Source organism: Streptomyces sp. NPDC001822, assembly GCF_042892135.1.
GTDB lineage: Bacteria > Actinomycetota > Actinomycetes > Streptomycetales > Streptomycetaceae > Streptomyces.
The window spans coordinates 1-23,604 of the sequence record NZ_JBIATW010000015.1; the positions used below are offsets into that span (position 1 = coordinate 1).

General features: G+C 71.9%; 20 protein-coding genes and 3 tRNA genes. 10 read left to right on the plus strand and 13 right to left on the minus strand.

From position 1 onward, the window contains the following. Window positions 1-643: 643 nt before the first annotated feature. From ACFYY2_RS28090 to ACFYY2_RS28105, 4 genes are all read right to left on the minus strand, one after another. Complete coding sequence (locus ACFYY2_RS28090) at window positions 644-1,882, minus strand: tyrosine-type recombinase/integrase (RefSeq protein ID WP_388748075.1); 1,239 nt, start codon at window positions 1,880-1,882, stop codon at window positions 644-646. A gap of 100 nt (window positions 1,883-1,982) precedes the next feature. Next, a tRNA-Ile gene (locus ACFYY2_RS28095) sits at window positions 1,983-2,059 on the minus strand. Between the two features lie 211 nt (window positions 2,060-2,270). Next, a tRNA-Asn gene (locus ACFYY2_RS28100) sits at window positions 2,271-2,343 on the minus strand. Window positions 2,344-2,348: 5 nt separating this feature from the next. Further along, a tRNA-Asn gene (locus ACFYY2_RS28105) sits at window positions 2,349-2,421 on the minus strand. Between the two features lie 180 nt (window positions 2,422-2,601). Here ACFYY2_RS28105 and ACFYY2_RS28110 point away from each other — a divergent pair. The 4 genes from ACFYY2_RS28110 to ACFYY2_RS28125 all read left to right on the plus strand — a co-directional run bounded on the left by ACFYY2_RS28110 (window position 2,602) and on the right by ACFYY2_RS28125 (window position 8,225). Next, window positions 2,602-2,904, plus strand: a complete 303-nt coding sequence (locus ACFYY2_RS28110) for a YtxH domain-containing protein (RefSeq protein ID WP_327122363.1) — start codon at window positions 2,602-2,604, stop codon at window positions 2,902-2,904. A gap of 105 nt (window positions 2,905-3,009) precedes the next feature. Continuing rightward, on the plus strand, window positions 3,010-4,455 hold the full coding sequence (locus tag ACFYY2_RS28115) for an FGGY family carbohydrate kinase (RefSeq protein ID WP_388748078.1): 1,446 nt from the start codon (window positions 3,010-3,012) through the stop codon (window positions 4,453-4,455). Window positions 4,456-4,566: 111 nt separating this feature from the next. Beyond that, window positions 4,567-6,300: an ABC transporter ATP-binding protein gene (locus tag ACFYY2_RS28120; protein ID WP_388748080.1), complete on the plus strand. Its 1,734-nt coding sequence runs from the start codon at window positions 4,567-4,569 to the stop codon at window positions 6,298-6,300. Next, on the plus strand, window positions 6,300-8,225 hold the full coding sequence (locus ACFYY2_RS28125) for an ABC transporter ATP-binding protein (RefSeq protein ID WP_388748082.1): 1,926 nt from the start codon (window positions 6,300-6,302) through the stop codon (window positions 8,223-8,225). Before ACFYY2_RS28120 ends, ACFYY2_RS28125 begins: the two co-directional genes overlap by 1 nt. A gap of 55 nt (window positions 8,226-8,280) precedes the next feature. On the opposite strand, the gene ACFYY2_RS28130 is transcribed toward ACFYY2_RS28125, so the two are convergent. The 5 genes from ACFYY2_RS28130 to ACFYY2_RS28150 all read right to left on the minus strand — a co-directional run bounded on the left by ACFYY2_RS28130 (window position 8,281) and on the right by ACFYY2_RS28150 (window position 15,185). Continuing rightward, window positions 8,281-9,357 carry an RNA polymerase sigma factor gene (locus tag ACFYY2_RS28130; RefSeq protein WP_388748084.1) on the minus strand — a complete coding sequence of 359 codons (1,077 nt, stop codon included), beginning with the start codon at window positions 9,355-9,357 and terminating at the stop codon, window positions 8,281-8,283. Window positions 9,358-9,536: 179 nt separating this feature from the next. Further along, window positions 9,537-11,444 (minus strand): DNA primase, encoded by a 1,908-nt coding sequence (gene dnaG, locus ACFYY2_RS28135; protein ID WP_388748086.1) that lies wholly within the window; start codon window positions 11,442-11,444, stop codon window positions 9,537-9,539. A gap of 96 nt (window positions 11,445-11,540) precedes the next feature. Then, window positions 11,541-12,800, minus strand: a complete 1,260-nt coding sequence (locus ACFYY2_RS28140) for an NAD(P)/FAD-dependent oxidoreductase (RefSeq protein ID WP_388748088.1) — start codon at window positions 12,798-12,800, stop codon at window positions 11,541-11,543. Window positions 12,801-12,918: 118 nt separating this feature from the next. Then, window positions 12,919-14,247, minus strand: a complete 1,329-nt coding sequence (locus ACFYY2_RS28145; RefSeq protein WP_388748090.1) for a deoxyguanosinetriphosphate triphosphohydrolase — start codon at window positions 14,245-14,247, stop codon at window positions 12,919-12,921. Window positions 14,248-14,282: 35 nt separating this feature from the next. After that, window positions 14,283-15,185 carry a sirohydrochlorin chelatase gene (locus ACFYY2_RS28150; RefSeq protein ID WP_388748092.1) on the minus strand — a complete coding sequence of 301 codons (903 nt, stop codon included), beginning with the start codon at window positions 15,183-15,185 and terminating at the stop codon, window positions 14,283-14,285. A gap of 196 nt (window positions 15,186-15,381) precedes the next feature. On the opposite strand from ACFYY2_RS28150, the gene ACFYY2_RS28155 reads away from it, so the two are divergent. Together ACFYY2_RS28155 and ACFYY2_RS28160 are read left to right on the plus strand one after the other, a co-directional pair. Further along, window positions 15,382-16,125, plus strand: coding sequence for a vancomycin high temperature exclusion protein (locus ACFYY2_RS28155; protein WP_388748093.1), 744 nt, complete (start codon window positions 15,382-15,384; stop codon window positions 16,123-16,125). 67 nt (window positions 16,126-16,192) lie between these two features. Further along, window positions 16,193-18,268 carry a molybdopterin oxidoreductase family protein gene (locus ACFYY2_RS28160; RefSeq protein WP_388748095.1) on the plus strand — a complete coding sequence of 692 codons (2,076 nt, stop codon included), beginning with the start codon at window positions 16,193-16,195 and terminating at the stop codon, window positions 18,266-18,268. On the opposite strand, the gene ACFYY2_RS28165 is transcribed toward ACFYY2_RS28160, so the two are convergent. The 3 genes from ACFYY2_RS28165 to ACFYY2_RS28175 are packed head-to-tail and all read right to left on the minus strand — an operon-like array spanning window position 18,231 to window position 19,651. Further along, window positions 18,231-18,689, minus strand: coding sequence for a gamma-glutamylcyclotransferase family protein (locus ACFYY2_RS28165; protein ID WP_388748097.1), 459 nt, complete (start codon window positions 18,687-18,689; stop codon window positions 18,231-18,233). The two genes, ACFYY2_RS28160 and ACFYY2_RS28165, sit on opposite strands and share 38 nt — an antisense overlap. Further along, window positions 18,686-19,024 (minus strand): divalent-cation tolerance protein CutA, encoded by a 339-nt coding sequence (gene cutA / locus ACFYY2_RS28170; RefSeq protein ID WP_388748099.1) that lies wholly within the window; start codon window positions 19,022-19,024, stop codon window positions 18,686-18,688. The genes ACFYY2_RS28165 and cutA overlap by 4 nt, the downstream gene beginning before the upstream one ends. Window positions 19,025-19,078: 54 nt before the next feature. Continuing rightward, the gene (locus tag ACFYY2_RS28175) at window positions 19,079-19,651 is read right to left on the minus strand and encodes an NADPH-dependent FMN reductase (RefSeq protein ID WP_388748101.1); all 573 of its coding nucleotides are present in this window, start codon (window positions 19,649-19,651) and stop codon (window positions 19,079-19,081) included. A gap of 69 nt (window positions 19,652-19,720) precedes the next feature. Here ACFYY2_RS28175 and ACFYY2_RS28180 point away from each other — a divergent pair, with 69 nt between their 5' ends. From ACFYY2_RS28180 to ACFYY2_RS28195, 4 genes are all read left to right on the plus strand, one after another. Continuing rightward, entirely contained in the window at window positions 19,721-20,515 is a 795-nt protein-coding gene (locus ACFYY2_RS28180; protein WP_388748103.1) for an aminotransferase class IV, read from the plus strand. A 71-nt stretch (window positions 20,516-20,586) separates the two neighbouring features. Then, window positions 20,587-21,048, plus strand: a complete 462-nt coding sequence (locus ACFYY2_RS28185) for a DUF5990 family protein (RefSeq protein WP_388748105.1) — start codon at window positions 20,587-20,589, stop codon at window positions 21,046-21,048. 363 nt (window positions 21,049-21,411) lie between these two features. Further along, window positions 21,412-22,077 (plus strand): hypothetical protein, encoded by a 666-nt coding sequence (locus tag ACFYY2_RS28190; RefSeq protein WP_388748107.1) that lies wholly within the window; start codon window positions 21,412-21,414, stop codon window positions 22,075-22,077. Between the two features lie 20 nt (window positions 22,078-22,097). Beyond that, window positions 22,098-22,730, plus strand: a complete 633-nt coding sequence (locus ACFYY2_RS28195) for a class F sortase (RefSeq protein WP_388748109.1) — start codon at window positions 22,098-22,100, stop codon at window positions 22,728-22,730. Here ACFYY2_RS28195 and ACFYY2_RS28200 read toward each other — a convergent pair whose 3' ends face one another. Next, a complete protein-coding gene (locus ACFYY2_RS28200; RefSeq protein ID WP_388748111.1) occupies window positions 22,731-23,522 on the minus strand; it encodes a sulfite exporter TauE/SafE family protein in 792 nt (263 codons plus the stop codon). Window positions 23,523-23,604: the final 82 nt, after the last annotated feature.

Genomic DNA, 23,604 nt, shown 5'->3' on the forward strand with positions numbered 1-23,604 from the left:
CGGGCATGGACTCGAACAGGGCCACAGCATCGGCCCTGAACTCGTCCGAGTAGTCCTTCATCGCCATCGGCGGTCTTCTCGCTTCCTCCGGATCAAGCAGATCCAGTATCAGCGTGTCCACCACTCAGGGGGAGGCCCCGGAGGGCTCTCGCCCGACACCACACCCGCCGGGACAACCTGCCCGACACCATCCGAGCCATCGCCGGACTCCTGACCGACCAACAAGCAACCCACCACACGAAGGCACTCGCACTGCCCGTACCGGCCGCGTGATCAAAACGCCGACCGCAACATCAACACGTCTTCATCCCAACCATGCACGAGCTCGTAACGACCTCGTGCACGATTAGGGTCGTTGCTGCATCGGTGCAGGTCAGCGGCTCGGGCGTCGCGACGGAGCAAGCCGCTGACCTGCGGTGACGCCTATCGTGCACGAGGTCGTAAGGGCTGTCCCGTGAGTGATCTCCGAGTCGTTAGCCGCGCAGATCGTCACGGACGACGTCCCCGTCCCACTCGGAGTGGTTCAGCAGGCGCTGGACGCCGTCCGGCCGGAGCTGCCCGACCTGCTCGGCCATGGTCCAGGCTTTCTTCTTTCCAACGGGGCGAGAGGCCGGCTCGTGCTGGGCCCTGACTAAAAAGGGCGTCAGGCCGCCTCGGAAAGATCACGCTTCACAGCTGCAGCACCCATAGCCCATTCGACGGCTGCCACAACCTCCTCGTCCGATGCCTCCAGCAGATGCCCGTACCGGTCGACGGTTGTCGTGATCGATTCGTGGCCGAGGCGGGCCTGGATCACGGGCAGCGGGACCTTGCCGGCGATGAGCCAGGAAGCGTGCGTATGGCGCAGGTCGTGGACCCGGGGGCGTTTGGTGAGACCGGCTGCATTGGCCGCGTCAAGGGCAGGCTTCCAGCGGTGTGCGTAGAACACGCCGGAGTGCCAGGCCCCGCCTTCTGGCGCGGTGAAGATCAGGTCGGTCGACTGCTTGCCCAGACAGCGCCGCTGGAACAACTGCACCTGCTCCGGGGTCAGCACGAGAGTCCGGCGTGACTTCTTCGTCTTCGGAGCGCCGAGGAACGTCCCGCCCTCTCCACGCCGCTTCCAGGCGCGCTGAACGCGAAGCGTCGGCCGCTTCGACGCGAAGGTGAAGTCCCGGGGTTGCAGAGCGGTTATCTCGCCCCATCGGAGGCCGGTGCTCACCAGGGCATCGACGATGTCGACGGCGTCGGCGCGCACGTGTGTCTTGAGGAGTGCGTACTCCTCGGGTTCAAGGAAGACCTCGTCATCCTCGGTGTCGTTCCCCTTGGGCAAGCGCGTGTGGGCGCACGGGTTCGAGTCGCGCAGGGCGGGATCGGCGCTCACGGCGGACTGGAAGATGCTGTAGAGCAAGCCATGGAGGTTGGCGATGGTCTTTGGGGCGTACGCCCGGCGCTTCGTACCCGCGGGGTGCAGCGGGCCGGGCCTCCCGCTCTGAAGGTCCAGAATCCACTGGCTGACGTGGTCCCGGGTAAGCCTGCTCCCGCGGTCGGAGACTGACAGCTCCCCGAACCACGGGATCATGTGGTTATCGATGAATCTCGTGTAGTTGGTTCTGGTGTGCTCAGATATGTCTGTCAGTAGCCCCACGTAGAAGTGCGCATAGACCGGGAACTTCTCCGAGTCCGGCATCGGCGGCTCCCCCGCCTCGACGAATCCCTTCCCCTTGACCCACCCCGGCGGCCATTGCTGTCCGTGACCGTTGACCAGGTCGCGGAAACGTTTCGCCTGATCCTCGTCATCGAAGGTCTCGCGACACCAGTCCCCTGTTCGGGACCCGCCGGCCCGCCAGACGATGGTGTACGAGGGGTCTCCGGACAGCCGGGAATTGGTCTTGATCGAAGCCATGGAGAAATCGTACGGGGCTTCGGTGTGGCGTTTGTGTGGCGAACGCGACGCCTGCGCTAGCGTGAAACCTGCGTTCTCGCAGGTCACGACGTTTCTGCTGTGGTGGGGCGGGTGGGACTCGAACCCACGGCCGACGGATTATGAGTCCGCTGCTCTAACCGGCTGAGCTACCGCCCCGTATCGGCGTGGCGCGTACACGTGTGCGCGCCGTCTGCCGCAGCATAGCCGGTCATACGATCTCCTGCTGCGGATGGTCGGCTTCGCGTGACCATGAAGACCGCGCTGCGCGCCGCCCGGTTCCGGACGGCGCGAAATGACCACGAAAGAGTCACGGACAAGGGCGCGCGGGCACAAGAAAAAGGACCCCGAAGGGTCCCTTTCCGTTCCGCTCCCCCGACTGGACTCGAACCAGTAACCCTCCGGTTAACAGCCGAATGCTCTGCCAATTGAGCTACAGGGGATCGCGCTCCCCCGACTGGACTCGAACCAGTAACCTGCCGGTTAACAGCCGGCTGCTCTGCCAATTGAGCTACAGGGGATTGCTGCGTGCCTCGAATCGTACCTGCCTGGCGGCTGCCGAGCGGCGCGCGTTCGCTGCGACACATACATTAGCGCAAGCAGGGGGGTGCTCCGCCAATCGGTATGCCCCGGGGTGATCTCGGGCGTGCGCGGGTAGGCGGGCAGCACACGTCGCACGGAGCGAAGGAAGGGTGGCAGCCATGCGGTACCGGCTCACGTTCATCGCCGGAGTGGCCCTCGGTTACGTGCTCGGCACGCGAGCCGGGCGCGAGCGTTACGAGCAGCTGAAGAAGTCGGCGCAGCGGCTCGCCGAGAATCCGGCGGTGCGCAACGCGGCGGAGTCCGCCGCGCACGGTGGCCGGGAGTTCGCCGGCAAGGCGTACCACTCGGTGAGCGAGAAGGTGGGGGACAGGGTGCCCGTCTCCGTCTCCGACCGGGTGCGCTCGCTGAAGGAGCGCAGCGGCCAGAACGGCTCCGACGACTGGGGCACGACCAACACCTGAGGCCAGCACCTGAGGCCGATACCTGAGGCCGCACCGGCGGACCTTTCCCGTACCGGGCACCCGCCCGGTACGGGAAAGGTCCGCCGGTGCGGCAGAATCTTGGGTATGGGCATAGTCGCCGGCTTGGACAGTTCATCCGCCTTCACACACATCGTCGTCTGCGACACGGACACCGGTGCGGTGCTGCGGCAGGGGTACGCCGCGCATCCCATCGAGGCCAAGGCCTCCGAGGTGGATCCGCAGGCGTGGCTGCTCTCACTCGGTGAGGCGGCCTCCGGAGGGCTGCTCGAGGGCGTCCAGGCGATCGGTGTGTCCGCGCAGCAGCACGGCATGGTGCCGCTGGACGGCCAGGGCAACCTCGTGCGTCCGGCTCTGCTCGGCAACGACCGGCGGGCTCAGGCCGCCGCGGCCGACCTGATCGACGGACTCGGGGGCCGGCAGGCGTGGGCGGAGGCCGTCGGAGCCGTGCCGCAGGCCGCGCAGCCGGTGGCGAAGCTGCGCTGGCTGGCGCGGACCGAGCCGGAGAACGCGCAGCGCGTCGCCGCCGTCCTGCAGCCGCACGACTGGCTGGTGTGGCAGCTGCTCGGCCGGCCGGCCCGGCGTACGACCGACCGGGGTGCCGCGTCCGGGACCGGCTACTGGTCCGCCGGCTCCGGGTCCTACCGCCCCGATCTCGTGGAGCTCGCGCTCGGCCGCCAGGCCGCTCTCCCCGAGGTGCTCGGCCCGGCCGAGTCCGCGGGGACCACGCCGGAGGGACTGCTGATCTCGGCGGGCACCGGCGAGACGATGGCGGCGGCCTTCGGGCTGGGCGTGGCCGTGGGGGACGCGGTGGTCTCGCTCGGTGCCTCCGGTTCGGTGATGGCCGTGCACCACGAGGCGCTGGCCGACCCGACGGGGATGATCACCTCGTTCGCCGACGCGACCGGGATGCACCTGCCGGTGGTGTCCACCTCCAACGCGGTGCGCGCGCTGCGCGGGACCGCCGAGATGCTGGGCGTGGACGGGCTGGACGAACTGTCCGCCCTGGCCCTGAAGTCGACGCCGGGCGCCTCCGGACTGGTGCTGCTGCCGTATCTGGAGGGTGAGCGCACCCCGCACCTGCCGCACACGGCGGGCACGCTGAGCGGGCTGCGGCGCGAGTCGATGAAGCCCGAGCACCTGGCGCGGGCCGCCTTCGAGGGCATGCTGTGCTCGCTGGCCGACGCGCTGGACGTGCTGCGCGGCAGGGGCGTGGAGGTGCGGCGGGTGTTCCTGCTGGGTGCGGCGGCCGAGCTGCCCGCCGTGCAGGCACTGGCGCCCGCGCTCTTCGGTACGCAGGTCGTCGTCCCGCAGCCCGCGCAGTACGGGGCGCTGGGAGCCGCCCGGCAGGCGGCGTGGGCCCTCGGGGTCTCGCAGGGCACGCTCGATCCCCGTACTCCCCCGGCCTGGCGCGGCGCCGCGGCGCAGGTGCTGGAGCCGGGCGACGAGCTCGCCGTGGGCCGCGCCGTACGTCAGCAGTACGGAGCCACCCGGGACCAGATCCACCCCGGGGCGTTCGACACGTCCGTCTGACGGGCAACGGTCCGGATTTGACCGGGGCTTGAGGAAAAGTGTTGGCCGCCACGGCGCGGCGTACCGGAGTATGGATCGGCCTCTGCCCTTCGCCGACTCCGAGAGACTCGTGTGCTCATAAAAATCCTGCGGACCTACCTGGGTCCGTACAGACAGCCGATCCTGCTGCTGGTCCTGCTCCAGCTCCTGCAGACCTCGGCAAGCCTCTATCTGCCCAGTCTCAACGCGGACATCATCGACAACGGTGTCGTGCGGGGGGACACCGGCTACATCCTGCGCTACGGCGGGGTGATGATCGCCGTGAGCGTCCTCCAGGTCGTCTGCAACGTCGGCGCGGTCTACTACGGCGCCAGGACGGCCTCCGCGCTCGGACGGGAGGTGCGGGCGTCGGTCTTCGGCCGGGTGCAGTCGTTCTCCGCGCGCGAGGTCGGCAGGTTCGGCGCCCCTTCGCTGATCACGCGTACGACCAATGACGTGCAGCAGATCCAGATGCTCGTCCTGCTGGCCTTCACCCTGATGGTGTCGGCGCCCATCATGTGCGTCGGCGGCGTCATCCTGGCGCTCGGCCAGGACGTGCCGCTGTCGGGCGTCCTGCTGGCCGTGCTGCCCGTCCTCGGCATCTCGGTGAGCCTGATCGTGCGGCGGATGCGTCCGCTGTTCCGCACGATGCAGGTGCGGCTGGACACGGTGAACCGGGTGCTGCGCGAGCAGATCACCGGCAACCGGGTCATCCGCGCCTTCATACGGGACGACTACGAAGAGGGCCGCTTCCGGGGCGCGAACGGCGAACTGACGGACGTGGCGCTGTCGACGGGCCGTCTGATGGCCCTGATGTTCCCGACCGTCATGACGGTGGTGAACCTGTCGTCGATCGCGGTCGTCTGGTTCGGTGCGCACCGGATCGACAGCGGCGGGATGCAGATCGGGGCGCTGACGGCCTTCCTGGCGTATCTGATGCAGATCGTCATGGCCGTGATGATGGCCACCTTCATGTTCATCATGGTGCCGCGCGCCGAGGTCTGCGCGGAGCGCGTCCAGGAGGTCCTGGACACCGAGTCGAGCGTGGTGCCGCCGAGCGCCCCCGTCACGAAGCTGCTCAAGCACGGCCACCTGGAGATACGGGGTGCGGAGTTCCGCTACCCGGGCGCCGAGGAGCCGGTGCTGCGGGCGGTCGATCTCGTGGCGCGGCCCGGGGAGACGACCGCGATCATCGGGTCGACGGGCAGCGGGAAGTCGACGTTGCTGGGCCTCGTGCCGCGATTGTTCGACGCGACGGACGGGGACGTGCTGGTCGACGGAACGGACGTGCGGACCCTGGATCCCGTCCTGCTGGCGAAGACGGTGAGCCTGGTGCCGCAGAAGCCCTACCTGTTCTCGGGGACGGTCGCGACGAATCTGCGGTACGGCAATCCGGACGCGACCGACGAGGAGCTGTGGCACGCCCTGGAGGTGGCGCAGGCGAAGGGCTTCGTCGAGGACCTCGAACACGGTCTGAACGCCCCGATCGCGCAGGGCGGCACCAACGTGTCCGGCGGGCAGCGCCAGCGCCTCGCGATCGCGCGGACGCTGGTGCAGCGGCCCGAGATCTATCTCTTCGACGACTCGTTCTCGGCACTGGACTACGCGACGGACGCCGCTCTGCGGGCCGCGCTGTCCGAGGAGACGGCGGCGGCGACCGTGGTGATCGTCGCCCAGCGGGTGTCCACGATCCGTGACGCCGACCGCATCCTGGTGCTGGACGAGGGCCGGGTCGTCGGGAACGGCAGCCATCGCGAGCTCATGGACGGAAACGAAACCTACCGGGAGATCGTGCTCTCCCAGCTGACGGAAGCGGAGGCCGCCTGATGGCCGGGCCTGGCGGACGGATGATGTCCATGGGACCCACCGAGAGGTCGATGGACTTCAAGGGGTCCGGGAAGCGGTTGCTGAGACGGTTCAGCAAGGAGAAGTCGTCGCTGTCCCTGATGCTGGGGGCGGGGACGCTGAGCGTGGCGCTCTCCGTGGCGGGGCCGAAAATCCTCGGTTCGGCCACGGACCTGATCTTCGCGGGGGTCGTCGGCCGGGGGCTCCAGGAGGGCACGACGAAGGAGCAGGCCGTCGAGGGCCTGCGGGAGAAGGGCAGCGGCGGTCTCGCGGACGTGCTGTCCGGCGTGGACTTCACCCCCGGCGAGGGCATCGACTTCGGGGCGGTGGGCCACGTCCTGCTTCTGGCGCTGGCGGTGTACGTCGCCGCGGGGCTCCTGATGCTGGTGTCGACACGGGTCTCGATCCGGGTGATCAACCGGGTCGTCTACCAGCTGCGCGAGGACCTGCAGACGAAGCTGGCGCGGCTGCCGCTTTCGTACTTCGACCGGCAGCAGCGCGGTGAGGTGCTCAGCCGCGCGACGAACGACATCGACAACATCTCGCAGACGATGCAGCAGACGATGGGCCAGCTCATCAACTCCCTGCTCACCATCGTCGGCGTGCTGGTCATGATGTTCTGGATCTCTCCGCTGCTGGCCCTGGTGGCGCTGGTGACGATCCCGCTGTCGGTGGTCGTCGCGACGCGGATCGGGAAGCGCTCGCAGCCGCACTTCGTGGCGCAGTGGAAGGTGACGGGCGCGCTCAACGCCCACATCGAGGAGATGTACACCGGCCACACGCTGGTCAAGACGTTCGGGCGGCAGGAGGAGTCCGCACGGGACTTCGCCGAGCAGAACGACGCGCTCTACGAGGCCGGCTTCAAGGCCCAGTTCAACAGCGGGATCATGCAGCCGCTGATGATGTTCGTGTCGAACCTGAACTACGTCCTCGTCGCGGTCGTCGGCGGGCTGCGGGTGGCGTCGGGTTCCCTGTCGATCGGTGACGTGCAGGCGTTCATCCAGTACTCCCGGCAGTTCTCGATGCCGCTGACCCAGGTCGCCTCGATGGCGAACCTGGTGCAGTCCGGCATCGCGTCGGCCGAGCGGGTCTTCGGCCTGCTGGACGCCGAGGAACAGGCACCCGACCCGGACACGGCGGAGCGGCCCGCGGAGCTGCGCGGCAGCGTCTCGCTGGAGCACGTGTCCTTCCGGTACGACCCGGAGAAGCCGCTCATCGAGGACCTCTCGCTGAGCGTGGAGCCGGGCCACACGGTCGCGATCGTCGGACCGACCGGCGCCGGCAAGACGACGCTGGTCAATCTCCTGATGCGGTTCTACGAGGTGACGGGCGGCCGCATCACCCTCGACGGGGTCGACGCCGCGCGGATGACGCGCGACGAACTCCGTTCGGCCATAGGCATGGTGCTCCAGGACACCTGGCTGTTCGGGGGCACCATCGCGGAGAACATCGCGTACGGCGCCTCGCGCGAGGTCACCCGGGAGGAGATCGAGGAGGCGGCGCGCGCGGCCCACGCCGACCGCTTCGTGCGTACCCTGCCGGACGGCTACGACACCGTGATCGACGACGAGGGGTCGGGGGTCAGCGCGGGTGAGAAGCAGTTGATCACCATCGCGCGGGCGTTCCTCTCCGACCCGGTGATCCTGGTGCTCGACGAGGCCACCAGCTCGGTGGACACCCGGACCGAGGTGCTGATCCAGAAGGCGATGGCACGGCTGGCCCACGGCCGCACCAGCTTCGTGATCGCGCACCGCCTCTCCACCATCCGGGACGCCGACGTGATCCTGGTGATGGAGAACGGCTCGATCGTCGAACAGGGCACGCACGACGAACTGCTGGCTGCCGGCGGTGCCTACTCCCGGCTGTACGCGGCGCAGTTCGCGCAGGCGCTGGCGGAGGTCGACTGACCGACCCGGCCGGCGCACGGGAGTTGCGGCACCGCCACCCGTGCGCCGGCCGGGCTCAGTCCAGGTAGCCGCGCAGCTGGTCGGCGAAGGCGTGGTCCCGCAGCTTGTCGAGCGTCTTGGACTCGATCTGGCGGATGCGTTCGCGTGTCACGCCGAAGATCCTCCCGATCTCCTCGAGCGTGCGGGGCCTGCCGTCGTCCAGTCCGTAGCGCAGCTGGACGACTTTCCGCTCGCGTTCCCCGAGGGTGGACAGGACCGTCTCCAGGTGTTGGCGCAGGAGGAGGAAGGCGGCCGACTCGACGGGGGACGCGGCGTCGCCGTCCTCGATGAGGTCCCCGAAGGCGACGTCGTCCTCCTCGCCCACGGGGGCGTGCAGGGATACGGGTTCCTGGGCGAGCCGCAGGACCTCGCCGACGCGTTCGGGAGTCAGGTCCAGCTGGGCCGCGACCTCCTCGGGGGTCGGCTCGTAGCCGCGCTCCTGGAGCATGCGGCGCTGGACGCGGACGACCCGGTTGATCAGCTCGACGACGTGCACCGGGACCCTTATGGTCCTGGCCTGGTCCGCAAGGGCGCGTGACATGGCCTGGCGGATCCACCAGGTCGCGTAGGTGGAGAACTTGTAGCCCCGGGCGTAGTCGAACTTCTCGACCGCCCTGATCAGTCCGAGGTTGCCCTCCTGCACGAGATCGAGCATGGTCAGGCCGCGGCCGACGTAGCGCTTGGCCACGGACACGACGAGGCGGAGGTTGGCCTCGATCAGCCGGCGCTTGGCCATCCGCCCCATGACGACGAGCCGGTCCAGGTCGACGGCGAGCCGGGTGTCGGGGTCGGGGGTGCCGGCGAGGCGTTCCTCGGCGAAGAGCCCGGCCTCGACGCGGCGGGCGAGCTCGACCTCCTCGGCCGCACTCAGCAGGGGTATCCGCCCGATCTCGCGTAAGTACTGGCGGAAGAGGTCGGAGGACGGGCCGCCCGCCTCCGGGCGGCTCCGCGGCTCGGGGGGCAGGGGGGGCTCCACCGGCTCCTCCAGCACCGATTCGGGCGTGCCCGCCGTCTCCGGGTGTCGTGAGGCCCGGTTCTGCGCGGGGATCGCCGGGACGTGCTCGGTCGTGGTCGGCGCGGTCCGGGTCTGCACGGGGGCGGCCTCCAGATGATCGCTGCCGGATCGCGGGGATGGAGGGTCCGCCCTGGGTGGACCGGCCGCGCTCCGATGACTCAGGCACCGCCACCCAGTGTGGGGTACGACACATCGCTGTCACGAGGGGCGTGCGGTGACTTTTTGCGTCCGCCGGGTGACAGGGTGCTGATCGTGGTTCAGAGCGCGTCGGCGCCGTGGCTCCGCAGCGACTGCGCGTACTGCTGGAGGACCCAGACCTCGTTCTGCGCGGCGGCCAGGTGGTCCGGGGCCACGTTGCTCCCCAGCCGGGCCAGGCTGCCCTGGACGTCGTCGATCCTGCGGTCGACGGCCCGGAGGCGTACCTGGACGAGCTGCATGCCGGCGTAGGTCTCGTCGATGGTCTTGCCGTGGAAGACCTCGACCGCGAGCTCGGTGACGAGCTTGCGCACGGTGTCGTCGGGGGTCGCGTCGAGCACCTGGACGAGGTACTCGCGGGTCTCGGCGACCCCCATCTCGGCGCCCCCCGCCTCCGCGATGCACTGGCGCACCGCCGCGTAGGGCGGGGCGGTGAACTCGTCGACGCCGTAGGCGTCGAAGGCCGGCGACACGAGCGCGGGCTTCTGCAGGGCGAGCTTGAGCAGCTCCCGCTCCGTGCGGTGGGCGGGGCTGCGGAGGTTCAGCGCGGGTCCGGACGGTGCGGTGGGCGCCTGGATCCGGTGCTGCGGGGCGCCGCCCCGGGGCTGGTTGCCCGGCGCGGGTCCGCGCTCGCCCCGGCCGCGGGCCCACTGGGCGAGCTGGTTGACCCGGTGGACGACGAACTCCTGGTCGAGGATGCCGACGAAGCCGGCGAGCTGGACGGCCACCTCGCGCTGGACGCTGCTCGTCTTGATCTTCGCGACGACGGCGGCCGCCTCGTCGAGCGCGGCGGCCCGGCCGGCGGGCGTCTCCAGGTCGTAGCGGGCGACGATCTGGCGCAGGGCGAACTCGAAGAGCGGGGTGCGGGGTTCGACCAGGTCGCGGACGGCGCCGTCGCCCTTGGCCAGCCGCAGGTCGCACGGGTCCATGTTGTCCGGGGCGATCGCGATGTAGGTCTCGGCGGCGAACTTCTGGTCGTCCTCGAAGGCGCGCAGGGCGGCCTTCTGCCCGGCCGCGTCACCGTCGAAGGTGAAGATCACGCGGGCGCTGCCGTTGTCCATCAGGAGCCGTCGGAGGATCTTGATGTGGTCGTTGCCGAAGGCGGTGCCGCAGGTGGCGATGGCGGTGGTGACCCCGGCCAGGTGGCAGGCCATGACGTCGGTGTAGCCCTCGACGACGACGGCCCGGCTCGCCTTCGCGATGTCCTTCTTGGCCAGGTCGATGCCGTACAGCACCTGGGACTTCTTGTAGATCGACGTCTCGGGGGTGTTGAGGTACTTCGGGCCGTTGTCGTCGTCCCGGAGCTTGCGGGCGCCGAAGCCGACGATGTCCCCGGAGGTGTCGCTGATCGGCCACATCAGCCGGCCTCGGAAGCGGTCGATGGGACCCCGGCGGCCGTCCTGGGAGATGCCGGAGCTGATGAGCTCCTTGTCGCTGAAGCCCTTGCCGCGCAGATAGCGGGTGAGGTGGTCCCAGCCGGCCGGGCTGTAGCCGACCCCGAAGTGGGCCGCGGCGTCCTGGTCGAAGCCGCGCTCGGCGAGGAACTTGCGGCCGATCTCGGCCTCGGGGCCGTTCAGCTGTTCGCGGTAGAAGTCGGCCGCGATCTTGTGCGCCTCGACCAGCCGGATGCGCTCGCCGCGCTGGTGGGAGGGGTTGTAGCCGCCCTCCTCGTACCGCAGGGTGATGCCCGCCTTGGCGGCGAGGCGCTCGACCGTCTCGGAGAAGGTGAGGTGGTCGATCTTCATCACGAAGGCGATCGTGTCGCCGCCCTCCTGGCAGCCGAAGCAGTGGAACAGGCCCTTGCCGGGGCTGACCTGGAAGGAGGGGGACTTCTCGTCGTGGAAGGGGCACAGGCCCTTGAGGTTTCCGCCGCCCGCGTTGCGGAGCTGGAGGTACTCGGAGACGACGGCGTCGATCGGGACCGCGTCCCGGACCGCCTTCACGTCGTCGTCATTGATCCTGCCTGCCACGCGTGAAGTCTACGGGTGGGCCCGGCCGTCCGGGACCGGCCGTGCGGCGGGCCGGTCCCGTCGTGGGGCGTGCCCGCCCCGGGGCGGGCACGCGGGTCAGAGCAGGGAGTCCAGGGGCACCGACGGGTCGCCCAGGGCCTCCGGGTCGACCGGTACGGCGGCCCGGATCAGCTTCTGGATGCTCTCGGTGACGTCCCACACATTCACGTTCATCCCGGCGAGGACGCGGCCGTCCTTCAGCCAGAAGGCGATGAACTCGCGCTTGCCGGCGTCCCCGCGCAGGACGACCTGGTCGTAGGAACCGGGCGGCGCCCAGCCCGAGTACTCCAGCCCGAGGTCGTACTGGTCGGAGAAGAAGTACGGCACCCGGTCGTACGTCACGTCCTGGCCGAGCATGGCCCTGGCCGCCGCCGGTCCGCTGTTCAGGGCGTGCGCCCAGTGCTCGACGCGCAGCCGGCCGCCGAACAGCGGGTGGTCCACGGAGGCGATGTCCCCGGCGGCGTGGATGTGCGGGTCGCTGGTGCGCAGGGAGGCGTCGACGAGGACGCCGCCGCCCTGGTCCCGTGCCGCCATGTCGAGCCCGGCGGCCTCGGCGAGCGAGAGGCGGGGGGCCGCGCCGATCGCGGCGAGCACGTCGTGGGCCGGGTGCTCCTCGCCGTCGTCGGTGCGGACGGCGAGGACCATGCCGTCCTCCCCGGCGATCTCGGTGAGGCGGGCGCCGAAGTGGAAGCGGACGCCGTGCTCGGCGTGGAGGTCGGTGAAGATCTGGCCGACCTCGGGGCCGATGACGTGGTGCAGCGGGGTCGGGGAGGGGGCGACGACGGTGACCTCGGCGCCGTAGGTCCGGGCGGCGGCGGCGATCTCCAGCCCGATCCAGCCGGCCCCGGCGATCACCAGGTGGCCGTTGTCGCGGCCGAGCGAGGACAGGACGTTGCGCAGCCGGTCGGAGTGGGCGAGCCGGCGCAGGTGGTGGACGCCGACCAGTTCGGTGCCCGGGATGTCGAGCCGGCGCGGCTCCGCGCCCGTGGCGAGCAGCAGTTTGTCGTAGTGGACGACCGTGTTGTCGCCGAGCTGCACCGACCGGCCCTCGCGGTCGATGGAGGTGACCACCTGGCCGAGGTGGAGCTCGATGTCGGCGCCCGCGTACCAGGCGGTCTCGTGGACGAAGACGGAGTCCCGCTCCTCCTTCCCCAGCAGGTACCCCTTGGACAGGGCGGGCCGTTCGTACGGATGGTCGCCCTCGTCGCCGATCAGGATCACCCGGCCGCTGAAGCCCTCCGCCCGGAGTGTCTCAGCTGCCTTCGCTCCGGCGAGTCCTCCGCCGACGATGACGAACGTCCGATGTGCGTCGACCACTTGATGCCTCCTCGGTACTGTGCTGCGCGGCGCCACCACCCGCGAGCGTCCCGCACGCAGCGTGATGGCGAAAGAGGGTGTGCCCCGATCGGGCCGAAGCCACCGGCATGTGGCCCGGTCATGGTCCAGTCTGCCGGGCGTCCGTGAGCGTTCGGTGAAGGGAGCGCGCGGAGGCGTCGGTGAGTGCGGCGATCTGGTCGACGAGGACCCGTTTGCGGGCCCGGTCGTCGGAGGCGGTGGCGAACAGGGTGTGGAACTGCGGCTCCAGTCCTTCGGGCGCGCGGGCGGTGAGCGCCGCCGCGAGCTCGGCGATGACGATCCGCTGGCCGGCGCGGATGACCTCCTGCTCGGCGCGCTGCATGACGTAACGGTCCGCGACGGCCTTGAGGACGGCGCACTCGTTGCGCACGGAGCGCGGGACGACGAGTTCGGCGCCGTAGCGGCCGAGCCGTCCGGGGCCGTAGCGCTCGTGGGTCGCGACCTCGGCGGCGAGGCAGAACCTGCCGATGAGCTGGCTCGTGGCGTCCTTGAGCCGGGCCTGGGCGACCGCGGTGCCGTCGTAGCCGTGCGGCCACCATTCCTGGGCGGTGAGCCGGTCGAGGGCTTCGGCGAGTTCCTGCGGGTCGGTGTCCGCCGGGACGTACCGCCCGATGGCCACGTCCCAGATCTCCCGGCGCTCCGGATCGGAGAAGAGGCAGCCCGGGTCGACGTGTCCGGCGTGCAGGCCGTCCTCGAAGTCGTGCACGGAGTACGCGACGTCGTCGGACCAGTCCATGACCTGCGCCTCGAAGCACGTGCGGTCCTGCGGCGCACCCTTGCGGACCCAGTCAAAGACCGGCAGGTCGTCCTCGTACACACCGAACTTGGGTGAGCCGGGGTCCGTGGGGTGCGCGCCCCTGGCCCAGGGGTACTTGGTGGCGGCGTCCAGCGCCGCCCGGGTCAGGTTGAGCCCGACGCTGACGAGTTCGCCGCTGCGGGGGTCGCGCACGAAGCGTTTGGGTTCGAGGCGGGTGAGCAGGCGCAGCGACTGGGCGTTGCCCTCGAAGCCGCCGCAGTCGGACGCGAAGTCGTTGAGGGCCTGTTCGCCGTTGTGGCCGAAGGGCGGGTGGCCCATGTCGTGGGAGAGGCAGGCCGCCTCGACGAGGTCGGGATCGCAGCCGAGCGCGGCACCGAGCTCCCGGCCGACCTGGGCGCACTCCAGGGAGTGGGTGAGCCGGGTGCGCGGGCTGGCGTCCCAGGCGCGGCCCCGGGTGCCGGGGGTGACGACCTGGGTCTTGCCCGCGAGCCTGCGCAGGGCGGCGGAGTGCAGCACGCGGGCACGGTCCCGCTGGAACGCGGTGCGCCCGGGCCGTTTGTCCGGCTCGGCGTCCCAGCGCTCGGTGTCGGCGGCGCCGTAGGGAGTCGCGCCGCGCTCCTGTGTGTCCGGGGTGGGGTGCGTACCGTCCATGCACCGACAGTAGACGTCCTGGCTGACAGGAGGGGTCAGGCGGAGGCGAGGAGGGGCGCGTGGGACGGGGCGCCGTGCGCGGGCGCCGGGGCGGCCAGGGCCCGGTCGTAGCGGTGGAGCAGGAGGCGCGCCATGGCGGGGTGCGCGCCGAGCGGTGCGGCGGCGATGCCCGGGGCGGCGTCGGCCGCGGCGGTCGCGAAGCGGCCGGGGGCCGTGAAGTAGGAGGCGAGGGCGACCCGGTGGCGGCCGCGTGCGGCGAGGGCGCGCACGGCGGCCGGGACGGTGGGGGTGGCGGCGGAGGCGTAGGCGGGCACGACGGGCACACCGCCGAGGCGGGCGCTGAGCATGGCCGCCGTGCGGCGGGCGTCGACACCGGAGTCGGGGTCGCGCGAACCGGCGGCGGCGAGCACGACTCCGGCGCTGCGGCTCGTGCCGTCGCCGTCCCGCCAGCCCGCCTCGACGAGTCGCTCGTACAGGGTCTCCACGAGCAGGGGGTGCGGTCCGAGGGGTGCGGCGACGCGGGTCCGCACGCCGCTCGCGGCGGCTGCCCGGGGCAGGTCGTGCCGGACGTGGTGGCCGCGGCCGAGCAGCAGCGGCACGAGCACCGCCTCGCCGTGCCCGATCCCGGCCAGGGTGTCCGGCAGGAGGGGTGCGCTGAGCTCGATGTGGCCGAGTCGCACGTCGACGCCGGGCCGCAGCTCCCGGACCCTGTCCAGGAGCTCCAGGGCGGTGCGCAGGGCCTGCGGGTCCCGGCTGCCGTGCGCGACGGCGACCAGGGTGGGGCCGGGGGTGCGGGTGCGGTGCATGGGCCTGCGGGTTCCGTTCAGGGAGACGAGGCTGAGCTGGGTTCCGAGCTGGGAGGTGATGCGGGCCAGGAGTTGCGCCGTGCTGTCGAGGGGCAGGGCTTCACGGGGTTGTTCCGGTGCCGGCTCCGTCATGGACCGATCCTGCCGGGCGGACGTTGCCGGGCCGTTTCGCACCGGTGACGGGTGTTTGCCTCGGCCTCACGGTTCCCCTGTCCATGGTGTCAGTACCTGTTCACACGCGCGCGGGGCGAACCTTTCGCGCCCGCCGGGCGTCCCCTTCCGTGCAGGGTCCGGTGCAGGGTCCGGTACGAGCGCAGGGGAGCGTCGCATGCGGCTGGGGACGAAGGGGCGGTTCGCGGCTCCGCTGCGGTGGCTCGCGTCCGCGCTGCCACGGCCGCCGGGGACCCGGCGGGGGCAGCGGCGGCTGGTGCAGGCGCTGATGGTGGCCTGCGCGGTGGCACTCGCGCCCATGGCGTGGCTGCACGTCTCGGCCGACGACCGGGTGCGGACCGCGGCGGACGCCCCGGCGGCGCAGGTGGCCGTGGTGTTCGGGGCGGGGCTGTGGCAGGGCAGGCCGTCGCCGTACCTCGCGCACCGGCTGGACGCCGCGGCCGAGCTGTACAGGTCCGGAAAGGTGCGGGTCGTGCTCGTCACCGGGGACAACAGCCGCGTGGAGTACGACGAACCGGACGCCATGCGCGCGTACCTCACCGCCCGCGGGGTTCCGGACGCGCGCGTCGTCAGTGACTACGCGGGGTTCGACACCTGGGACTCCTGTGTCCGGGCCAAGCGGATCTTCGGCGTCGACCGGGCCGTACTGGTCAGTCAGGGCTTCCACATCCGGCGCGCGATCACCCTGTGCCGTGCGGCGGGGATCGACGCGTACGGGGTGGGGGCCGCCGACGTACACGATGTGACCTGGTACTACGGCGGGACGCGGGAGGTACTCGCGGCGGGGAAGGCGCTCCTGGACGCGGTGTTCGAGCCGGATCCGCACTTCCTGGGCCCGCGGGAGTCCGGAGTGACGAAGGCGCTCGCCGACGACCTCACCGCGGGCGGCGGGGCGGGCTGAGGTGCGTGTACCGGGGGCGTAACCGGACGCACCGGCCCTCGTAATACCCGGATCGCACGCTGGGTGCATGGCCAGCACCGAGACGTCCACACACTGCCCGTACTGCGCACTCCAGTGCGGGATGAAACTCCGGCCCGTCACCGGCGGCGGGGTGGTCGAGGTCGTCGAGCGCACGGATTTCCCCGTCAATCGGGGCGCCCTGTGCGGCAAGGGGCGCACGGCGCCCGCCGTGCTGGCCGCCGGTGTCCGCCTGACCGGGCCCCTCGTCCGCGACGCCGGCGGCGAGCTGGTGCCGGCCGGCTGGGACGAGGCGCTGGAGAGGATCGCGGACGGGCTGCGCGGGACCCGGGCGGAGTACGGCCCGGACGCGGTGGGGGTGTTCGGCGGGGGCGGGCTCACCAACGAGAAGGCCTACTCCCTGGGGAAGTTCGCCCGGGTGGTGCTGGGCACGTCGCAGATCGACTACAACGGACGTTTCTGCATGTCGTCGGCCGCCGCCGCGCACCAGCGGGCCTTCGGCCTCGACCGGGGGCTGCCGTTCCCGCTGGAGGACGTCCCCCGGACCGGATGCGTGATCCTGGTCGGATCGAACCTCGCCGAGACGATGCCGCCCGCCCTCCGCTATCTGACCGAGCTGCGGGAGAACGGCGGCCGCCTGATCGTCATCGATCCCCGCCGCACCAGGACCGCCGAGCAGGCCGACCTGCACCTGGCCCCGCGGCCGGGCACCGATCTGGCCCTCGCGCTCGGCATGCTGCATCTGGTCGTGGCGGACGGGCGGGTCGACGAGGAGTTCGTCCGCACCAGGACGCGTGGCTGGGACGAGGCGCGGGCGGGCGCGATGGCGCACTGGCCGGAGCTGGTGGAGCGTCTGACCGGGGTGCCCGTGCCGCGGTTGCGCGAGGCCGTGGAGATGTTCTGCGGGGCGGAGAGCGGGATGGTGCTCACCGCGCGGGGGCCCGAGCAGCAGGCGAAGGGCACGGACACCGTCGGGGCGTGGATCAACTTCTGCCTGGCGACGGGCCGGGCGGGGCGTCCGCTGTCCGGGTACGGCTGCCTGACCGGCCAGGGCAACGGCCAGGGCGGCCGCGAGCACGGCCAGAAGGCCGACCAGCTGCCCGGCTACCGCAAGCTCACCGATCCTGCCGCACGCCGCCATGTGGCCGGGGTGTGGGGGGTGGACCCCGACACGCTGCCGGGGCCGGGACTCAGCGCGTACGAACTGCTGGACGCGCTGGGGCGGGACGTACGGTCGCTGCTGGTCATGGGGTCGAACCCGGTCGTGTCCGCGCCGCGTGCGGGTCACGTCGAGGACCGGCTGAGGGCGCTGGACTTCCTCGCGGTCGCCGACGTGGTCCTGTCGGAGACGGCGGCGCTGGCCGATGTGGTGCTGCCGGTGACGCAGTGGGCCGAGGAGAGCGGGACGACGACCAGCCTGGAGGGCCGCGTGCTGCTGCGGCAGCGGGCGGTCGCTCCGCCCGAGGGGGTGCGCAGCGATCTGGAGGTGCTGAACGGGCTCGCCGGGCTGCTGGGGCACGGGAAGGGGTTCCCGACGGACCCCGGGGAGGTGTTCGACGAGCTGCGGCGCGCCTCGGCGGGCGGACCGGCCGACTACGCGGGCATCACGTACGCCCGGATCGCGGCGGAGGACGGGGTGTTCTGGCCCTGCCCGGACGAGGCGCACGCCGGGACCCCCCGGCTGTTCCTGGAGCGGTTCGCGACGGACGACGGGCTGGCCAGGTTCGTCCCGGTCGTCCACCGGCCGCCGGCGGAGGAGACCGACGCGGAGTACCCGGTCGTGCTGACCACCGGGCGGGTCGTGTCGCAGTACCAGTCGGGGGCCCAGACCCGCCGGGTGGCGGAGCTGAACGCGGCGGCGCCGGGACCGTTCGTGGAGCTGCATCCGCGGCTGGCCGAGCGGATCGGGGTGGCCGAGGGCGAGAGGGTGGCGGTCACCTCTCGGCGGGGGCGGGCGGTCGCCCCGGCGAGGATCACCTCGTCGATCCGGCAGGACACCGTCTTCATGCCGTTCCACTGGCCGGGCGAGGGGCGGGCCAACTCCCTGACGAACCCGGCGCTCGACCCGGTGTCGCGGATGCCGGAGTTCAAGGTGTGCGCGGTGCGGGTGGAGGCCGCCGGGTGAGCCAGTCACCGCCGGGCACCACCGTGCCACCGGTCCGCAGGGAGCGGGTGACGGTGGTGGCGGCGAGGTAGACCCAGGCGCGGACGGGCTCGGGAGGGGACAGGTCGCCCGCTGAGGGAAGGACCGTCCGGACCACCCGCTCGTAGAGATTGCGCGGGTGATCCGGGCCCGAGTACTCCTCCAGGCGGTCGAGGAGCCGGAGGAGTTCCGTGTACGAGTCCGGCGCGGCGGTGACCAGGACACCGGAGACCGTGCCGTGGCCGTCGATCGCGTACGGGTAGCCGGGGCCCTCGTAGAGGAGGGCGCCCGGCAGCACGGCGGGCCGCTCGTCGTGCGTACGGCCCCGGAGGTACCGGTCGTGGTTGTGCTCGCCCGGCAGCAGGGTGCCGTACACGAAGAACGGCAGCCGCACCTGCGTCACAGGTCCGCCGCGGGGGCCGTCTCCGCGCTCACCCAGGCGAGGTAGCGGCTGCTGCCCCGCACGACGGGCGTCGCGATGATCTCGGGTGTCGCATAGTCGTGCGCCGCGACGAGGTGGGCCTCCAGTTCGTCGTAGCGCCGGGCCGTCGTCTTGAACAGCACCTGCCACTCCTCGGCCGTCTCCACGGCGTCCTGCCACCGGTAGACGGAGGTGACGGGAGCCGAGATCTGCGCGCACGCGGCGAGCCGCGCCTCCACGGCTCCCCTGGCCAGGGCACGTGCCTTCTCCTCGCTGTCCGTGGTGGTCAGCACGGTCAGCACTGCGGGCTCGGTCATCGCGGGCCTCCTCGTCCTCGGCGTTCGTGACCATCGATTGTCACCCAGGGGGTGTCAGCCGCCGTAGGGGTGGCGGGTCCTGGCGTCGCGCAGCGCACGGCCCCACCAGACCAGCTGATCGAGCATCCGCTTGGCCGCGCCGTCGGCGGGCCCGGGGTCCTTCGGCTGTCCGAGGTCGTCGAAGAGGGCGCCCGCGCCGTGGAAGGAGACGGTGTCGCGCACGGTGGTGGCGTGGAGTTCGGCGAAGACCTGGCGCAGGTGCTCCACGGCCCGGAGTCCGCCGGAGACACCGCCGTACGACACGAACGCGACCGGCTTGGCCTGCCATTCGGCGAAGTGCCGGTCGATGAGGCTCTTCAGCGGGGCGGGGTAGGAGTGGTTGTACTCCGGGGTGACCACGACGAAGGCGTCGGCCTCCGCGAGCCGCGGGACCGGGCGGGCGCCCGGGGTTTCGGTCTCGGCGACGTCGACCGGTGCGGCCTCGACGCCGGGGTGGCCGGCCGCACGGCCGAGGAACCAGTCCGCGACGACCGGCCCGAAGCGGCCCTCGCGGTTGCTGCCGAGGATGACGGCCACCTGCAACGGGGCGTCGGAGGGGCCGGGGACGACGGGTGTGGTGATGTCCATGCACGGAAGCCTCACACCTCGACCAAGGTTGAGGTCAAGCGTGCCGGGACAGCCCTTACGGTGGGGGCCATGACGACTCCCGCGGCCACGACGTACGCCGAGTTCGACGGCCGTCCCGCCACCCCGGACGACCTCCTGGTCCCGGCCTTCGCCGGCTACGGCCACTTCACCGCGATGCAGGTCAGGGACCGCACGGTGCGCGGCCTGGACCTGCATCTGCGCCGACTGGACTCGGCGAGCCGCGAACTCTTCGGGCTGCCCCTCGCCGGTCACCGCGTGCGGGAGCTGGTCGGGCACGCCCTCGACTCCACCGGGATACGGGACGCGTCGGTGCGGGTGCACGGCTTCATGCCGCCGGGCAGCGCGGAGACGGTCACGATGGTGACCGTCCGCGGGCCGGCGGAGATGACCCGGGAACCGCAGAGCCTGATGTCGGTCCCCTACGCGCGGTCCGTACCCCACATCAAGCGCCCCGGGGAGTTCGGCCAGACCTACTACCGGGAGACGGCCGGGCGTTCGGGCTTCGACGAGGCGCTGCTGACCCTGCCCGGCGGTGTGGTGACCGAGGGTTCGATCACCAACATCGGATTCTGGGACGGCACGTCGGTGGTCTGGCCGGACGCCCCGTCACTGACCGGCATCACCATGGCGCTGCTGGTGGACGGTCTCGCCCGGGCGGACCGCCCGTCGGTGCGGCGGCCTGTGACGCTGGACGGCCTGGGCGCCTACCGCGCCGCCTTCCTCAGCAACTCCCAGGGGATCGCACCGGTCCGGCGGATCGACGACACCCCGTTCGCGGTCGACGAGGACCTGATGAAGCGGATCCGCCAGGTCTACGAGGAAGCCCCCCGCGACGCCGTGTGACCTCTCCCCCGGGGCCCGCGGCCGGGAGCCGGCCGCCCGGCGGCCGACCGCAGGTAGGGGACCATGGGCCCATGCAGATCCACATCGAGGCCTCGGAACTTCCGGGCCGCACCTGCGGCCCCGGCACCGGCTTCGCCGGTTTCGACAACATCCATGTCGGCGTGCAGCGCAAGGACCGGCCGGGCGAGCTGCTGGGCCTGCACCCGGGCGACGCGCCCCGCGCGGCCTGGACCCTGGACTGCACGGCCGCGCCCACCGCCGAGGGCGTCGAGATCTCGGGGCCGTACATCCAGAACAGGCTCGGCGGCCACTTCGTCTACCTGTCCTGGGGCACCGTCGACGGGTCCGGCGACTTCACCATGTTCCGGCGCGCCAAGCTGATGATCGGCGACATCGATCCGGAGGTCGTCGAGGCCGCCGCGCGGACCGGACACCTCACCGCGCGGCTGCGCCTGACCGACGACAGGGGCGGACCGAGGTGCGCCCGCGTGCGGCCGCCGGACATCACCTGGTCCGCGACCCGGGGGGCATGAGGGTCCGGCGGCACGCGGAGACACGGCACCGCCCCCACCGGTCCCGGGGGGGATGGGCCGGTGAGGGCGGTTGCCGGGGGCCGGCGGGGGGGCTGCCGTCCCGTGGGGGGTGTGGTGCGTGTGCCCGCCCCCGGCGACTCCATTCATGTGACGTGCGCCACACCCGGAAGGCGGGGGTGTCACCCGATCGGCACCGGACGCGCTCCGCCGCCGCCACCGGCGCCGCGACCTGCACGGAACCGCACCGAAGGGCGCGCCACCCGGGGCCGTACGGGTGAGAGCTGACCGTGCGTCAACGTGCGGCCCGGCCGCACGGCCCGTTACCTCGGAGGGAGGACACATCCGTCTGCCCGGAGGATTCCCATGCGCAGCCCCGCCCGCCTCGTGACCGGTACAGCCGCCGCGGCCCTCACCGCCGCCGCGCTCGGCCTCGCCGCCGCCCCGTCCGCCCACGCGGACGTGACCGGCCTCGGCAGACCGGAGCTCACCGCGGTGGCGTTGCCGGCCCCCGGCACGGCGGAGTGCGGCTCCGAGTACCCCGAGGGCACGGGGAGCCCGGACGGCTCGGCCGCCTGCGACACCGACGCGACCGCGGCCGACGAGCCGGCGCCGGACGCCGTCGGCGAGCCGGACATCCCCGAGGACCTGGCGGACACCGATCCCCTCGACGCGGCCGACGACCCGGCGACGCTGTCCGGTTCGCTCCTGCCGGGGACCGACGAGGACCCGCTGGAGGACCCCCTGCTGGACGACCTCGGCACCGGCCTGGCCGAGAAGCCCGGGACACGGCCCGAGCCGCTGACCCCACCCCACACCGATCCCGGCCACGCCAAGCCGCCCACGGGCAGGCCCACGACACCGCCCGGGAACCGGCCCAGTGAGCCGTCCGGACACGTCAGGACGGGAGTCGGCGGGAGCGCCGCCCCCGACACGGCACAGCTCGCGGCGGGAGCCGGCCTCGTCGCGGCGGCGGCCGGCAGCGGCCTCGTGCTCCTGCGCCGCCGGCGCTCGGACGGCGCGCACGGCTGAGACGCCCGGAGGAGGACGCCGTGAACAGCACCGCGCTGCGGGCCAGGGCCTGGCTGGCCGGCATCGTCGCCCTGTGCGGTCTGTGGCTCGTCGAAGAGGGCGCGGCCGCCCGGCTCGTCGCACCCCAGCCGTCCACCGGGGAGGCGTTCGCCGCCGGCCCCGGGGTGCGGCCCGGCGCACCGGTCGCCCCGCCCCTGCGCCCGTCGGCGCCGGTCAGGATCCGCGTCCCGGACATCGGTGTGGACGCGCCGATGACGGGGCTCCGGCTGGGCGCGGACGGCAGCCTGGACGCGCCCCCGGCGGAGCGCCGCAACCTCGCGGGCTGGTACGAGGACGGCACGCCGCCCGGCGCGAAGGGGACAGCGATCGTCGCGGGGCACGTCGACAACGCCGACGGGCCGTCCGTCTTCTACGGCCTGGGGTCCCTCAAGAAGGGCGCCCGGATCGAGATCGACCGCGGCGACCACCGCACGGCGGTCTTCTCGGTCGACGCGGTCGAGGTGTACGACAACGACCGCTTCCCGGACGAGCGGGTCTACGGCGCGACCGCGCACGCCTCGCTGCGCCTGATCACCTGCGGCGGCGGCTTCACCCGCGAGACCGGCTACCTGGGCAACGTCGTCGCGTACGCGCACCTCACCGAGGTGCGGTGATCAGGCGGTCCACTGGTCGAATCCGAGCTTGGCGACGAGCGAGAACACCACGACCAGCAGCACCCCGCGCACGAAGCCGCTGCCCTTCCGGAGAGCCATGCGCGCCCCGAACATGCCGCCGGCCAGGTTGAACACGGCCATCAGCGCGGCCAGCTGCCACAGGACGGTGCCCTGGTAGGCGAACATCGCCAGGGCTCCGGCGTTGGTGCAGACGTTCACGATCTTCGCCGTGGCGGAGGCGGTGACCAGGTCGAGGTGGAGGACCGCCGTCAGCGCGAGCACCAGGAACGTGCCGGTGCCCGGCCCGAACAGCCCGTCGTAGAAGCCGATGCCGCCCCCGACCAGCACGATGGCGGTCACGGTGCGCGCCCGGGTGACCTCCCGGCCCACTCCGTCGCCGGCCGCCGCCGTGCCGAAGGACGGCCGCAGCATCACGAAGGCGGCGACGCCGAGCAGGACCACCATGATCACCGGCCGCAGCACGTCGCTGCTGATCCCCGCGGCGAAGAAGGCACCGGTCATCGACCCCGCGAGGGCCGTGAGCCCGATCCTCACGGCGGTCCCGACCTGGACGGGCGCCTTGCGGACGTAGGTCACGGCGGCGCCCGAGGTGCCGACAATGGCGACCGCCTTGTTGGTACCCAGGATGTGCGCGGCCGGGACGTGCGGGAGTCCGAGCAGCAGAGCGGGCAGGAGCAGCAGCCCACCGCCGCCGACCACCGCGTCGATCCAGCCGGCAGCGGCGGCCGCGAGGCACAGGAGGACGAGGGTGGTCAGCGTGATGTCGGGCATGGACGCGACCTTAGGCAAGCGATAGGTGCCCCGTCCAACCAGTCTCACCAGCGCCTCACAGGAGCCGCCCCGGCGCGCTGAG

Bases quoted from the DNA above. Each gene is read 5' to 3' on its own strand.
- ACFYY2_RS28090 (WP_388748075.1), bottom strand. From the start codon at position 1,882: ATGGCTTCGATCAAGACCAATTCCCGGCTGTCCGGAGACCCCTCGTAC.
- ACFYY2_RS28125 (WP_388748082.1), top strand. From the start codon at position 6,300: ATGGCCGGGCCTGGCGGACGGATGATGTCCATGGGACCCACCGAGAGG.
- ACFYY2_RS28155 (WP_388748093.1), top strand. From the start codon at position 15,382: ATGCGGCTGGGGACGAAGGGGCGGTTCGCGGCTCCGCTGCGGTGGCTC.
- ACFYY2_RS28200 (WP_388748111.1), bottom strand. From the start codon at position 23,522: ATGCCCGACATCACGCTGACCACCCTCGTCCTCCTGTGCCTCGCGGCC.
- ACFYY2_RS28180 (WP_388748103.1), top strand. From the start codon at position 19,721: ATGACGACTCCCGCGGCCACGACGTACGCCGAGTTCGACGGCCGTCCC.
- ACFYY2_RS28175 (WP_388748101.1), bottom strand. From the start codon at position 19,651: ATGGACATCACCACACCCGTCGTCCCCGGCCCCTCCGACGCCCCGTTG.
- ACFYY2_RS28145 (WP_388748090.1), bottom strand. From the start codon at position 14,247: ATGGACGGTACGCACCCCACCCCGGACACACAGGAGCGCGGCGCGACT.
- ACFYY2_RS28115 (WP_388748078.1), top strand. From the start codon at position 3,010: ATGGGCATAGTCGCCGGCTTGGACAGTTCATCCGCCTTCACACACATC.
- ACFYY2_RS28150 (WP_388748092.1), bottom strand. From the start codon at position 15,185: ATGACGGAGCCGGCACCGGAACAACCCCGTGAAGCCCTGCCCCTCGAC.
- cutA (WP_388748099.1), bottom strand. From the start codon at position 19,024: ATGACCGAGCCCGCAGTGCTGACCGTGCTGACCACCACGGACAGCGAG.
- ACFYY2_RS28160 (WP_388748095.1), top strand. From the start codon at position 16,193: ATGGCCAGCACCGAGACGTCCACACACTGCCCGTACTGCGCACTCCAG.
- ACFYY2_RS28190 (WP_388748107.1), top strand. From the start codon at position 21,412: ATGCGCAGCCCCGCCCGCCTCGTGACCGGTACAGCCGCCGCGGCCCTC.
- ACFYY2_RS28110 (WP_327122363.1), top strand. From the start codon at position 2,602: ATGCGGTACCGGCTCACGTTCATCGCCGGAGTGGCCCTCGGTTACGTG.
- ACFYY2_RS28185 (WP_388748105.1), top strand. From the start codon at position 20,587: ATGCAGATCCACATCGAGGCCTCGGAACTTCCGGGCCGCACCTGCGGC.